The sequence below is a fragment of the Serratia sp. PAMC26656 genome (assembly GCF_016469055.2).
Classification (GTDB): Bacteria; Pseudomonadota; Gammaproteobacteria; order Enterobacterales; family Enterobacteriaceae; genus Serratia; species Serratia plymuthica.
Window position 1 is genome coordinate 555,678 of record NZ_CP150486.1, and the last position, 13,308, is coordinate 568,985.

General features: G+C 56.5%; 9 protein-coding genes, 1 tRNA gene and 1 pseudogene. 6 read left to right on the forward strand and 5 right to left on the reverse strand.

The window, feature by feature from the left end:
• Positions 1-18 precede the first annotated feature (18 nt).
• Positions 19-1,626, reverse strand: a complete 1,608-nt coding sequence (locus tag JEM67_RS03230; RefSeq protein ID WP_199637970.1) for a GMC family oxidoreductase — start codon at positions 1,624-1,626, stop codon at positions 19-21.
• A gap of 403 nt (positions 1,627-2,029) precedes the next feature.
• Here JEM67_RS03230 and JEM67_RS03235 point away from each other — a divergent pair, with 403 nt between their 5' ends.
• Positions 2,030-3,040, forward strand: a complete 1,011-nt coding sequence (locus JEM67_RS03235; RefSeq protein ID WP_199637972.1) for an acyltransferase family protein — start codon at positions 2,030-2,032, stop codon at positions 3,038-3,040.
• A 66-nt stretch (positions 3,041-3,106) separates the two neighbouring features.
• On the opposite strand, the gene JEM67_RS03240 is transcribed toward JEM67_RS03235, so the two are convergent.
• The 4 genes from JEM67_RS03240 to pepA form a co-directional block, all read right to left on the reverse strand.
• Positions 3,107-3,610 (reverse strand): GNAT family N-acetyltransferase, encoded by a 504-nt coding sequence (locus tag JEM67_RS03240; protein WP_041415863.1) that lies wholly within the window; start codon positions 3,608-3,610, stop codon positions 3,107-3,109.
• 209 nt (positions 3,611-3,819) lie between these two features.
• Positions 3,820-6,696 carry a valine--tRNA ligase gene (locus JEM67_RS03245; protein WP_013811330.1) on the reverse strand — a complete coding sequence of 959 codons (2,877 nt, stop codon included), beginning with the start codon at positions 6,694-6,696 and terminating at the stop codon, positions 3,820-3,822.
• Positions 6,697-6,709: 13 nt separating this feature from the next.
• Positions 6,710-7,159 (reverse strand): DNA polymerase III subunit chi, encoded by a 450-nt coding sequence (locus JEM67_RS03250; RefSeq protein ID WP_199637974.1) that lies wholly within the window; start codon positions 7,157-7,159, stop codon positions 6,710-6,712.
• A 210-nt stretch (positions 7,160-7,369) separates the two neighbouring features.
• Complete coding sequence (gene pepA, locus JEM67_RS03255) at positions 7,370-8,881, reverse strand: leucyl aminopeptidase (protein ID WP_062869416.1); 1,512 nt, start codon at positions 8,879-8,881, stop codon at positions 7,370-7,372.
• 281 nt (positions 8,882-9,162) lie between these two features.
• On the opposite strand from pepA, the gene lptF reads away from it, so the two are divergent.
• The 5 genes and pseudogenes from lptF to JEM67_RS03280 all read left to right on the forward strand — a co-directional run.
• Positions 9,163-10,257, forward strand: a complete 1,095-nt coding sequence (lptF, locus tag JEM67_RS03260; RefSeq protein ID WP_065505834.1) for an LPS export ABC transporter permease LptF — start codon at positions 9,163-9,165, stop codon at positions 10,255-10,257.
• Positions 10,257-11,327 (forward strand): LPS export ABC transporter permease LptG, encoded by a 1,071-nt coding sequence (gene lptG, locus JEM67_RS03265; protein ID WP_013811333.1) that lies wholly within the window; start codon positions 10,257-10,259, stop codon positions 11,325-11,327. Before lptF ends, lptG begins: the two co-directional genes overlap by 1 nt.
• A 250-nt stretch (positions 11,328-11,577) precedes the next feature.
• Positions 11,578-11,662, forward strand: a tRNA-Leu gene (locus tag JEM67_RS03270).
• 164 nt (positions 11,663-11,826) lie between these two features.
• Entirely contained in the window at positions 11,827-13,086 is a 1,260-nt protein-coding gene (locus tag JEM67_RS03275) for a tyrosine-type recombinase/integrase (RefSeq protein WP_199637976.1), read from the forward strand.
• A pseudogene (locus JEM67_RS03280) lies at positions 13,087-13,263 on the forward strand (IS481 family transposase); the annotation flags it as partial.
• Positions 13,264-13,308: the final 45 nt, after the last annotated feature.

Here is a 13,308-nt window from a genome sequence, read left to right on the forward strand (position 1 = left end):
CCGCCGGGCGCCCGGTTTTCACATCGGCGCGCCCAGCAGCAAATCCACCGCTTTTTCCGCCAGCATGATGGTCGGCGCATTGGTGTTGCCGCTGGTCACCTGCGGCATCACCGAGCAATCGATCACCCGCAGCCGTTCAAAGCCGTGTACCCGCAGTTGCAGGTCGGTCACCGAGTCCTGCGGCGACTGGCCCATGCGGCAGCTGCCTACCGGGTGATACACCGTTTTGCAGAAGTTACGCACGAACTCCTCCAGTTGCGCCTCATCGTTCAGCCATGCCGGCTGCGGCATCAGCAGATCTTTGACGATCGGCTTGAGGGCGGCGGTTTGCAGGAAGCGCAGGCCGAATTTCACCGCGCGCACGCTGCCGGCCAGATCTTCCGGGTGGCCGAGATAATTGGCGTGCAGTTTGACAGGATCGCGCGGATCGCGGCTGCGCAGCAGCACTTCGCCGCGCGCCTTCGGTTGCAGGTAGCCGACCTTCAGCGTGAAGCCGTGAATATCCGGCAGCGGCTCGCCGGGCACGTCGTCCCAGCTGTCCAGCATCGGCAGAAAGTGGATCTGCACGTCCGGCCAGCCGTCGCCCAGGCTGTCGGAGAAGGCGGCGCCTTCCAGCACGTTGGAGGTGAGCACGCCGCTGCGGAACGCCAACCATTCGGTGCTGTGGCGCAGCGCCTGCAGGCCGCGATCGGCGCCGAACAGGCTGACCGGCTCGCGGGTGCTGACGTTGATCGACATATGCAGGTGATCGTGAAAGTTTTTGCCCACCGGCAAGTCCGCGCGCGGCTCGATCCCCAGCTGTTGCAGGTGTTCGCGCGGCCCAATGCCGGACAACATCAGGATCTTCGGCGAGCCTACCGCACCGGCGCTGAGGATCACTTCTTTTGCGGCCTGCACGGTGACTTCGCCGCCGCCGTTCTGGCTATACGCCACGCCGGTGGCGATGTTGCCGTCGAACACCACCCGATGCACCAGCGCGTTCAGTTTCACCACCAGCCGTTGATCGTTACGCACCGCTTTCAGGTAGGTGCGGGCGGTACTGGCGCGTTCGCCGTTGTGGGTGGTGGTCTGATAAAAGCCCACGCCGTGCTGGCTGTCGCCGTTGAAATCGTTGCGGTAAGGCAGGCTCAGCTCCTGGCCGGCGCGGATAAACGCCATGCTGAGCGGGTGGCGGTAGCGGTTCTCGCTGACCGGCAGCAGCCCCTCGCCGCCGTGATAAGCGTCGGACAGGCTCTCGTTGGCCTCGGCGCGTTTGAAATAGGGCAGCACGTCCTGATAGCCCCAGCCGACGCAGCCATAACGTTCGGCCCATTCGTCGTAATCCTGCCGCTGGCCGCGAATGTAGATCATACCGTTGACCGAGCTGCTGCCGCCCAGCACCTTGCCCTGGGCAATTTGCATGCGGCGGTTGTTGGCGTGCGGTTCCGGTTCGGTTTCATACGGCCAGCTTTTTTTGGCGATGATCTTCGCCACGCCGGCCGGCATCTTGATGAACAGGTTATTGTCGTCGCCGCCGGCTTCCAGCAGTAGCACCCGCGCCTGGGTGCGGCGGATCAGCTGCGCGGCCAGCACGCAGCCGGCGGAGCCTGCGCCGACAATGATGTAATCAAAAGCGTTTTCCGACATGACCGTTCTCCGTGCGAATGCGGCATAAGCCTGTCAGGGCAGAGTATCGCAAGGCGGCAAGAGGTCAATTTGTAATCATTAATTTGTTAATGAATATCACAAAAAATATGATAGTTGGTTTTAATTTTTATTCTATCACTTTGATTTTATTGTTTTTATATAAAAAATACAAAATATAACCATGTTAATGATCATGCGTGTCCTGGTTTCAGGCAGGGTTTTGGCGCCGTGGGATAGCAAAAAACGGTAACGAGAGCGGGAGAAACGCGTTAATAAAATCGCTGTGCCTTTGTTTTTTACCGGGAAATTAAATATGGGATTAATCTGATTAGAAAGAAAGTGTCAGGGAAGCGGGGCTGCTATATTATGACGACACTTGTTAGCGGATAATGTATTAATAAATATGGAAATTTCAATTAATAAGTCTAATTATTTAAAAGGGATTGCCATCATTCTGATGTTGGTCCACCACCTGTTCGCCTATCCAGACCGAATTAGCCCTGATATTCCGGTGTATTATATCGTTAGCGGGATCAATATTGAGATGTATCTTGGTTTGTTCGGCAAGATTTGCGTGTCGATGTTCCTGTTCTTGTCCGGTTACGGTTTTTCACTTAAAAAAGACATTTCTTTTAAATATATCTGGGGCAAGCTGAAGAATTTATATATCAGCTACTGGATAGTGTTGTTTATCTTTGTGCCGATCGGCATTATTTTCTTTCCGGGTGAAAGATATTCCCTTTCGCCGTCATTGTTTATTGAAAACCTGATTGGCCTCAAATCCACCTACAACAGCGAGTGGTGGTTCTTCAAACTTTATGTTCTGTTCGTGCTCTCGCTGCCGCTGCTGTCGAAGCTGAATACGACGGCATTGCTGGGCGTGCTGTTTGCGGCTGCGCTGTGCGGCAGGGGATTACAGTATTTCCCTTGGGCGCCGCAGGCGCTGATCGAGTATTGCACCTGGCTGCTGCCTTTTGGTTTTGGCATGGTGTTTGGCCGTACTCAACAGGCTCCGGCGGACTCGTGGTTGGCGAAGCTGATTGATACGTTGGGCCGCACCCATCCGTTGATCTTGCTGGTGGTGACTGTAGCGGTGTTTATCGTCGCCCATAATCCGGGGCTGCTGGTGGTGACGCCGCTGTTTATCATCGCGATGATGAAAACCGCCGACGGGCTGGGCAGCAGGGTGAACAAGGCGGTGGTTGAGCTGGGCAAACATTCGATGTACATGTGGCTGACCCACAGCTTCTACTGCTATTACTTCACCCAGAAACTGATTTTTGCGCCGCGCTATACGCCGCTGGTGCTGCTGCTGTTGATCCTGGTGTCGTACCTCACCAGCCTGGTGCTGAGCCGGATTGAGGTAGCTATCAAAAGCGGGGGGATGAGGGGAAAAGTGCGAGCCTCTGAGTAGGGCCAGCGCATGCGGCGCTTGCCATGACAGGGGACGAACATCTTCGCCCCCTGCCCAGAAGCCAGATTAAAGCGTTTTCAGCATGGTCACTTCGCAGTCGACGTGGCCGGTGGTGCCCATGGCGCAGTCGATGTGTTCGAAGCCCAGATGCTCATACAGCCCGATGGCCTGCGTCAGGCTGGCGGTGGTTTCTAAATAACAACAGCGGAAGCCCTGTTGACGGGCAAACTCCAGCGCCTGCAACGCCAGGCGTTTCGCCAGGCCCTTGCCGCGCAAAACCGGCAGAAAATACATTTTCTGTAATTCGCAAATATCGTCTTCACCGCCCTGCAGCGGGGCAACGCCGCCGCCGCCGGCAATCTGGCCGTCGACTTCTATCACCCAATAAGCGCTGCGCGGCAGGCTGTAGAGCTGATACAAGACGTCCAGATTGGGATCGGAAACGGTATAGCCTTTATCCGCCGTCAAACCGTGCTCGGCGGAGACTTCGCGAATGACGTTAGCAATAGCGGCATTGTCGTCGGCCGTTATTGGGCGCACCAGAAGACGCACTGGGGTTGCTGTTGTCATGTTTACACTCGCCATAAAAAGAACCTGAATAGTTCCGGAATATCATTTTTGGTGCAGACAAAAACGCGCCGGGTTTATACCCTGGCGGCGTCCATGTGGGACGTTGCCTTTCACCTTGTAATAACATCTTAACCGGGCCGGATGCAACGGCGATAAAAAAACAGCGGGGAGATCCCCGCTGTTTTCAACTGTTGCAGCGAACCGACAGATTACAGCGCGGCGATGGTCGCCTGCTGCTCTTGCAGTTTCACTTTGCCTTCTTTGCAGGCCGCCAGACGCTCACGCTCTTTAGCGACGACCGCTTCCGGTGCGCGCGCCACAAAGCCTTCGTTCGACAGCTTGCCTTCGATCGAGGCGATTTCCGCATCCAGCTTGCCCATTTCTTTCGACAGACGCGCGATTTCAGCGTCTTTATCGATAAAGCCGGCCATAGGGATCAGCAGCTCGGCACCGTCCACCAGTTTGGTGACCGATAACGGGCCTTTGTCACCCGCAGGCAGCAGGGCGATAGACTCCAGGCGCGCCAGACGCTCGATAAAGCTCTGGTTCTCCTGCACGCGGCGCTGGGCGTCGGCGTTGCAGTTGCGCAGCAGTACTTCCAGCTGTTTGCTTGGGGCGATGTTCATCTCGGCGCGGATGTTACGCACCGCGGTGATCGCCTGTTTGATCCACTCCAGGTCGTTCAGCGCCTGCGTGTCTTCCAGCGCGGCGTCGTACTCTGGGAACGGCTGCAGCATGATGGTGTCTGCGGTTTCGCCGGTCAGGGTTTTCACGCGCTGCCAGATGGTTTCGGTAATGAACGGGATCACCGGGTGCGCCAGGCGCAGCAGGGCTTCCAGCACGGTGATCAGCGTGTGGCGGGTGCCGCGCTGTTCCGCTTCGCTGCCGTTGATCACGACCGGCTTGGTCAGCTCCAGATACCAGTCGCAGAACTGGTTCCAGGTGAATTCATACAGAATGTTGGCGGCCAGATCGAAGCGATAGGTGTCCAGCGCTTCGCGGTAAGCCTTCACCGTACGGTTGAATTCGGCCAGGATCCAGCGGTCCGCCAGCGACAGCACTTTCTCGCCGCCGTTAAAGCCGCAGTCTTGATCTTCCGCGTTCATCAGCACAAAGCGGCTGGCGTTCCACAGCTTGTTACAGAAGTTGCGGTAGCCTTCCAGGCGCTTCATGTCCCAGTTGATGTCACGGCCGGTAGAGGCCAGCGCCGCCAGGGTGAAGCGCAGGGCGTCGGTACCGTGCGGCTCGATGCCGTTCGGGAACTGCTTCTCGGTGCGCTTGCGGATTTTTTCCGCCAACTGCGGCTGCATCATGTTGCCGGTGCGTTTTTCCAGCAGGTCTTCCAGCGAGATGCCGTCAACCATGTCCAGCGGATCGATCACGTTGCCTTTCGACTTGGACATCTTCTGCCCTTCGTCGTCGCGGATCAGGCCGGTCATGTAGACGGTCTTGAACGGGACCTGCGGTTTGCCGTTTTCGTCCTTCATGAAGTGCATGGTCAGCATGATCATGCGCGCAATCCAGAAGAAGATGATGTCGAAGCCGCTGACCATCACGCTGGTCGGGTGGAAGGTTTTCAGCGCGTCGGTCTGCTCTGGCCAGCCCAGGGTAGAGAAGGTCCACAGGCCGGAAGAGAACCAGGTGTCCAGCACGTCTTCGTCTTGCGTCAGCACCACGTCGGCGCCCAGGTTGTTTTCGCTGCGCACTTCTTCTTCGCTGCGGCCAACGTAGACTTTGCCGTTCACGTCGTACCAGGCCGGAATGCGGTGGCCCCACCACAGCTGACGGGAGATGCACCAGTCCTGAATGTCGCGCATCCAGCTGAAATACATGTTTTCGTACTGCTTAGGCACGAACTGAATCTCGCCTTGCTCAACGGCTTCCACCGCCACTTTCGCCAGCGGCGCAGTGCGCACGTACCATTGGTCGGTCAGCATCGGCTCGATCACCACGCCGCCGCGGTCGCCGTAAGGCACCGTCAGGTCGTGTGGTTTGATCTCTTCCAGTAAACCAAGCTCTTCAAAGGCGGCAACCACCGCTTTACGCGCCGCGAAACGCTCCAGGCCACGGTATTGGGCCGGAATTTCGTTGCAGTAGTCGGTGCAGATTTCGCCGAGCGTGTTGAACACTTCCGCTTCCTGGCGGATATCGCCGTCGAAAGTCAGGATGTTGATCATCGGCAGGCCGTGACGTTTACCGACTTCGTAGTCGTTAAAGTCGTGCGCCGGGGTGATTTTCACGCAGCCGGTGCCTTTTTCCATATCGGCGTGTTCGTCGCCGACGATGCGGATGCGGCGGCCCACCAGCGGCAGAATGATTTCTTTGCCGATAAGGTCTTTGTAGCGCGGATCTTCCGGGTTCACCGCCACGCCGGTATCACCGAGCACGGTTTCCGGACGGGTGGTGGCGACCACCAGATACTCTTTGCCTTCGGCGGTTTTCGCGCCGTCGGCCAGCGGGTAGCGCAGGTGCCACATCGAGCCTTTGGACTCGCGGTTTTCCACTTCCAGATCGGAGATGGCGGTGCGCAGTTTCGGATCCCAGTTCACCAGGCGCTTGCCGCGGTAGATCAGATCTTCTTTGTGCAGGCGGACAAACACTTCGCGTACCGCGTTGGACAGGCCTTCGTCCATGGTGAAGCGCTCGCGCTCCCAGTCGACGGAGTTGCCCAGACGGCGCATCTGGCGGGTAATGGTGCCGCCGGATTCCGCTTTCCACTGCCAGATTTTGTCGATGAACGCGTCGCGGCCATAGTCATGGCGGGTTTTGTTTTCTTCTGCGGCGATCTTGCGCTCAACCACCATCTGGGTAGCGATACCGGCATGGTCGGTACCGGCCTGCCACAGGGTGTTTTTCCCCTGCATGCGCTGGTAGCGGATCATGGTGTCCATGATGGTCTGCTGGAAGGCGTGGCCCATGTGCAGGCTGCCGGTGACGTTCGGCGGCGGGATCATGATGCAGAAGCTTTCCTGGCTGGTATCGCCGTTTGGCTTGAAGTAACCCTGGTTTTCCCAGTGATCGTACAGCTTCTGTTCGATCTCTTTCGGGTCGTAGGCGGTATCGAGATGACTGTTTGTCTTTTCCATTTTATATCGTTGTTCAGTGAGTTGGCGGCGTTGCCGTGGTCAAATGGAAGCCGACGCTGCGATAGGCTTTATATCGGTCGCGCGCCAACTGTTTCAGGGTGTCTTCGTAAGGGACGAAGTCTACCACTTCATGGAAAGCAGTAGCAAAATCTGCAAACTGCGGCAGCAGGGCGATCAGCAGATCCCGTGGGGAGTTGCCGCGCTTGCCGGGCCAGCACAGCTCTACCGGCGCACCGTAGTGCGGGCCTTCGCCGGCCAGGTTGTGCGGCACGAACTGGTGCGGATCGCGCTGCCACAGCGCTTCGTCCAGCCGCTGGGCCTGTTCCTGGCTCTCGCAGGCGATCAACACCCGCTTGCCGGAACGCCAACGTTCGGCGGCAACGGCGCAGGCCACGGCCTCATGCGCGCTGAGCGCGCCTGCCGGTTCTGCCTGTTCGATAAGATAGAACGTTGCCTGTTTCATATAACCCCTTCATCTTTCAAGCTGCAGCTGTGTTGGCTGCCCTCCCTCACCCCAGTCACTTACCGGTGTAAGCTCCTGGGGATTCTCTCGGTTGCCGCCTTGCTGCAACTCGAAAGCTATCGGGTTTATAAAATTGTGCGCCATTACTAAAAATACAAGGGTACAGCATGCTGTACCCTTGAGGGATTATACCTGAATTACCGCTCAGATTTAATCGTCGCCGTTTAACCCAGCGCGGTTCAGTAAAAACTGAGACAGCAAGGCTACCGGACGACCGGTTGCCCCTTTGGCCTTGCCGGAACGCCAGGCGGTGCCGGCGATGTCCAGGTGCGCCCAGCTGTACTTGCGGGTAAAGCGCGACAGGAAGCAGGCGGCGGTGATGGCACCCCCCGGACGGCCGCCAATGTTCGCCATATCGGCAAAATTGGAGTCCAGCTGCTCGTAGTACTCGTCGGCCATCGGCAAACGCCACGCGCGGTCGCCGGCCTGCTCGGACGCGCCGATCAGTTCGTGCGCCAGCGGGTTGTGGTTCGACATCAGGCCGGTGATGTGGTGGCCCAGCGCGATCACGCAGGCGCCGGTCAGGGTGGCGACGTCAATCACCAGCTCCGGATCGAAACGCTCGACGTAGGTCAGGGTGTCGCACAGCACCAGGCGGCCTTCGGCGTCGGTGTTGAGCACCTCGACGGTCTGGCCGGACATGGTGGTCAGCACGTCGCCCGGACGATAAGCGCTGCCGCCCGGCATGTTTTCACAGCCTGCCAGCACGCCGATCACGTTCAGCGGCAGGTTCAGCTCCGCCACTACGCGCATCACGCCGTACACGGTGGCTGCGCCGCACATGTCGTACTTCATCTCGTCCATGCCTTCGGCAGGTTTGATCGAGATGCCGCCGGAATCGAAGGTCAGCCCTTTGCCCACCAGCACGATCGGCTTAGCGTCCGGGTTCGGGTTGCCCTTATATTCCATCACTGACATCAATGATTCGTTCTGCGAACCGTGGCCGACCGCCAGATAGGCGTTCATCCCCAGCTCTTTCATCTGCTGCTCGCCGATGACGCGGGTAACGATGTTGGTGCTGAAGGCGTCCGCCAGTTGGCGAGCCTGGGAGGCCAGGTAACCGGCGTTACAGATGTTCGGCGGCATGTTGCCGAGATCTTTCGCCGCTTTAATGCCGGAAGCCACCGCCAGACCGTGCTGGATAGCGCGTTCGCCGCTGGTCAGCTCGCGACGGGTCGGCACGTTGAACACCATTTTGCGCAGCGGACGGCGCGGCTCCACTTTATTGCTTTTCAGCTGATCGAAGGTGTAGAGCGTTTCTTTGGCGGTTTCTACCGCCTGGCGCACCTTCCAGTAAGTGTTGCGGCCTTTCACGTGCAGCTCGGTCAGGAAGCAGACCGCTTCCATGGAGCCGGTATCGTTAAGGGTATTGATGGTTTTCTGAATCACCTGTTTGTACTGGCGTTCATCGAGCTCGCGCTCTTTGCCACAGCCGATTAACAGGATGCGTTCGGAGAGAATGTTAGGTACATGGTGCAGCAGTAATGTCTGCCCGACTTTACCTTCCAGTTCGCCACGGCGCAGTAATGCGCTGATATAACCATCACTGATTTTGTCGAGTTGTTCTGCGATAGGGGACAGGCGGCGCGGCTCGAAAACGCCGACTACAATACAGGCACTGCGCTGTTTTTCCGGGCTACCGCTCTTTACACTGAACTCCATGCACTCTCCTGAATCTTAAAGACAAAGGCGGAAGCTACGGCTAGAATGACCCAACTCCGTAATGAACTCCCGCCATTGAGTTAACTAACTATGTTAACCTGAACGGCGTAAATTGCTCTGTTTTGGCGACTATAGGCAAGTTCCTATAGGACACCCAAATGCTAGATGTTGTAATACTATTTTAGCTATGACGGTTGCCATATGATGAGAATAAATGGCGGATTAGCGATGAAACTATCGATTTTCCTGCAAAAAGACAAGTTTTCACAGGCGTAATAAGCGTGATCATCATAAGATATCTGGTACGGGAAACGCTAAAGAGCCAAATCGCGATCCTTTTCATCCTGCTTCTGATCTTCTTTTGTCAGAACCTGGTCAAGGTGTTAGGCGATGCGGTGGACGGCGATGTCCCGACAAATTTAGTCCTTTCTCTGCTTGCATTGGGTGTGCCGAAGATGGCGCAGCTAATCCTGCCATTAAGCCTGTTTCTCGGCTTGTTGATGACGCTTGGGCGGTTGTATACCGACAGCGAAATCACCGTTATGCACGCCTGCGGGCTGGGTAAACGCACTCTGATCATCGCCGCGATGGTGCTGGCACTGATTACCTCCGCCGTGGCGGCGGTAAACGTGTTCTGGGCCGGCCCGCTGGCTTCCCGTTATCAGGATGTGGTGATCAGCGAGGCGAAAGCCAACCCGAGCATCGCCGGCCTGGCGGAAGGGCAGTTCAAACCGTCGCAAGACGGCAACGCCGTGCTGTTTATCGGCAACGTCAAGGGCAGCACCTTCAACGACGTATTCCTGGCGCAACTGCGGCCGAACGGCAACCAGCGCCCTTCCGTGGTGGTGGCCGAGCACGGCAAGATCAACCAAATGAAAGACGGCTCGCAGGTGGTGACGCTCGATAAGGGCACCCGCTTTGAGGGCACCGCGTTGCTGCGTGACTTCCGCATTACCGATTTCAACGACTATAAAGCCGTGGTGGGCCACCGTGCGGTCGCCATTGACGGCAACCAGGCCGAGCAGATGTCGATGCAGACGCTGTGGCAGTCGGACGATCCGGACGCGCGCGCCGAGTTCCACTGGCGCCTGACGCTGGTGCTTTCCGTGGCCATTATGGCGCTGCTGGTGGTGCCGCTCAGCGTGGTGAACCCGCGTCAGGGCCGCGTACTGAGCATGCTGCCGGCCATCCTGTTGTATTTGATTTTCTTCCTGCTGCAGACCTCGCTGCGTTCCAACGGCGGCAAAGGCAAGCTGGACCCGATGATCTGGCTGTGGGTGGTCAACGCGGCGTACTTCGCTATCGCGCTGGCGCTAAACCTGTGGGATACGGTGCCGATGCGTAAGCTGCGTGCACGCCTGAGAGGAGCGGCCTGATGTTTGGTGTTTTAGACCGATATATCGGTAAGACGATTTTCAACACCATCATCATGACGCTGTTCATGCTGGTGTCGCTTTCCGGCATCATCAAGTTCGTCGACCAGCTGCGTAAAGTGGGCCAGGGCGACTACTCGGCGCTGAGCGCGGGGATGTTTACCCTACTGAGCGTGCCAAAGGACATCGAAACTTTCTTCCCGATGGCGGCCCTGCTGGGCGCACTGCTCGGCCTGGGGCAACTGGCGACGCGCAGTGAACTGGTGGTGATGCAGGCTTCCGGTTTTACCCGCATGCAGATCGCCGGCTCGGTGATGAAAACCGCTATCCCGCTGGTGCTGTTGACCATGGCGATTGGCGAGTGGGTGGCGCCGCAGGGCGACCAGATGGCGCGCAACTACCGTGCGCAGCAGATGTACGGCGGCTCGCTGCTTTCCACCAAAAGCGGCCTGTGGGCGAAGGACGGCAACGACTTCATCTACATCGAGCGCGTGGCGGGCGAGAAAGAACTTTCCGGCGTAAACATCTACCACTTCAACGACCAGCGCAGGCTGGAGACGGTGCGCTATGCCGCCACCGCCAGCTTTGAAGACGGCGTGTGGAAGCTTTCGCAGGTGGATACTTCCGACCTGACCAACGAAAAGCAGGTTACCGGCACCCAGACGTTGACCGGCGAATGGAAAACCAACCTCACCCCGGACAAACTGGGCGTGGTGGCGCTGGACCCAACCTCACTCTCCATCAGCGGCCTGCACAACTACGTGAAGTACCTGAAGCAGAGCGGCCAGGAAGCCAGCCGCTACCAGCTGAACATGTGGAGCAAGGTGTTCTCGCCGCTTTCTGTGGCGGTGATGATGCTGATGGCGCTGTCGTTCATCTTCGGGCCGCTGCGCAGCGTGCCGATGGGCGTGCGCGTGGTGACCGGCATCAGCTTCGGGTTCCTGTTCTACGTGCTGGACCAGATCTTCGGCCCGCTGAGCCTGGTGTACAACATGCCGCCGGTGCTGGGTGCGCTGCTGCCGAGCATGCTGTTCCTGCTGATCAGCGTGTATATGCTGCTGAAACGCAAGTAGCGGCATTACGGGCAGTTTAAGAAGGCGTGGCCATTGGGTTACGCCTTTTTTGTTTCTGGAGCCTGGTGGGGCGCGGAGCGTGATTACGGCGGGGTAGGCGTTGGCGCGCTGCATGCTGCGCCCACAAAATGGACACAATGTGACCCCTGCGACGATTTTTTCAGCACTTAACTCATTGAACAACGGATAAGTGTTGCATGCGGATCGCTGAAAGGTATAATTCACCCGTTTTCCGCATACTACTTGCAGTGCCGAAGTGGCGAAATCGGTAGACGCAGTTGATTCAAAATCAACCGTAGAGATACGTGCCGGTTCGAGTCCGGCCTTCGGCACCATTAGTATGTTCGAGAACGTCCGTAACAGTCCGTAAGTTACTAAAATTAAAGCCGAAAGGCTTTTTTTTTGGTCTGAATCCGTCCGAGCACATCCGTTGCAATCCGGGTATCGGTGGGGGCATAATTGGGGGCATCTACACTTCGATTGAAAATGTGCCCCCAAAATGAAGCTCAACGCCCGCCAAGTCGAGACCGCAAAGCCCAAAGACAAAACCTACAAAATGGCCGACGGTGGCGGTTTGTATCTTGAGATCACCGCGAAGGGATCCAAATACTGGCGCATGAAGTACCGCCGACCTAATGACAAAAAAGAAGATCGCTTAGCATTTGGTGTGTGGCCGACAGTTACCCTTGCCGAAGCTCGTGGAAAACGAGATGAAGCCAAAAGGTTACTGGTGCAGGGAGTAGACCCAAAAGCCGAACAGAAGGAAGCACTGGCCGAAACGGCAGGGGCATATACTTTCGAAACCATCGCCCGAGAATGGCATGTCAGCAACAAGCGCTGGAGCGAGGATCATCGTTCGCGAGTGCTCCGCTATCTGGAACTGCATATTTTCCCGTATATTGGCGCAGCTGATATTCGTGGCCTTAAAACCAGCCATCTCTTAGCACCGATTAAGGTTGTTGATGCCACTGGCAAGCACGATGTTGCTCAGCGCCTGCAACAGCGTGTTACAGCTATCATGCGTTTTGCTGTCCAGAATGATTACATCGATTCTAACCCTGCCGTTGATATGGCTGGAGCCTTAACGATAACCAAAGCTCGGCATTATCCCGCTCTACCCCCACACCGTTTTCCAGAGTTTCTTGCACGTCTTGGTGCCTACCGTGGCCGTCAGATGACGCGTATCGCTGTAGAGCTTTCATTACTTACCTTTGTACGTTCTAGTGAACTGCGTTTTGCTCGCTGGGATGAGTTCGATTTTGATAAAGCTTGCTGGCGCATACCTGCAAAGCGGAAAGAAATAGAAGGCGTACGCTATTCCCATCGCGGGATGAAGATGAAAGAAGAGCACATTGTTCCGCTAAGTCGTCAGGCGCTGTCCTTGCTGGAGAGGTTGAAGCAGCTTAGTGGTGATAACGAGCGACTTTTCCCCGGCGACCACGATCCCAAAAAGGTCATGAGCGAAAACACGGTGAATAATGCGCTGCGTGCGATGGGATACGACACCAAAACGGAAGTCTGTGGGCACGGTTTTAGGACGATGGCGCGCGGTGCTTTGGGTGAGTCAGGATTGTGGAGCGATGATGCAATAGAACGTCAGCTAAGCCATTCTGAGCGTAATAATGTGCGCGCTGCTTACATCCATACCTCTGAGCATTTGGATGAGCGTCGGTTGATGGTGCAATGGTGGGCTGATTATCTTGATATGAATAAGAGCAAAACAATTACACCTTATGATTATGCACTCACTAGACAGTAAATATTGTCAAAAAAATATTCAAAGATGTTTCACTATCTAAACATGCAATCGGATCTTGATGAATGGCTGTTTTGCTACAATAATGAGAGAGTTCATCAGGGGAAATGTACTGTAGTAGGGCTTTGATGGACATTTTTTGATGGTAAATACATCTTCGATGAGAAAAAAGTAAACTAGATGTCATCTGACAGGTACCTTTTTTAACCGGTAACTGTCAGGTAT

Excerpts from the sequence above, each read along its gene's own strand:
- lptG (WP_013811333.1), top strand. The coding sequence starts at position 10,257 with ATGTTTGGTGTTTTAGACCGATATATCGGTAAGACGATTTTCAACACC.
- JEM67_RS03250 (WP_199637974.1), bottom strand. The coding sequence starts at position 7,159 with ATGAAACAGGCAACGTTCTATCTTATCGAACAGGCAGAACCGGCAGGC.
- JEM67_RS03245 (WP_013811330.1), bottom strand. The coding sequence starts at position 6,696 with ATGGAAAAGACAAACAGTCATCTCGATACCGCCTACGACCCGAAAGAG.
- JEM67_RS03235 (WP_199637972.1), top strand. The coding sequence starts at position 2,030 with ATGGAAATTTCAATTAATAAGTCTAATTATTTAAAAGGGATTGCCATC.
- JEM67_RS03240 (WP_041415863.1), bottom strand. The coding sequence starts at position 3,610 with ATGACAACAGCAACCCCAGTGCGTCTTCTGGTGCGCCCAATAACGGCC.
- JEM67_RS03275 (WP_199637976.1), top strand. The coding sequence starts at position 11,827 with ATGAAGCTCAACGCCCGCCAAGTCGAGACCGCAAAGCCCAAAGACAAA.
- JEM67_RS03230 (WP_199637970.1), bottom strand. The coding sequence starts at position 1,626 with ATGTCGGAAAACGCTTTTGATTACATCATTGTCGGCGCAGGCTCCGCC.
- pepA (WP_062869416.1), bottom strand. The coding sequence starts at position 8,881 with ATGGAGTTCAGTGTAAAGAGCGGTAGCCCGGAAAAACAGCGCAGTGCC.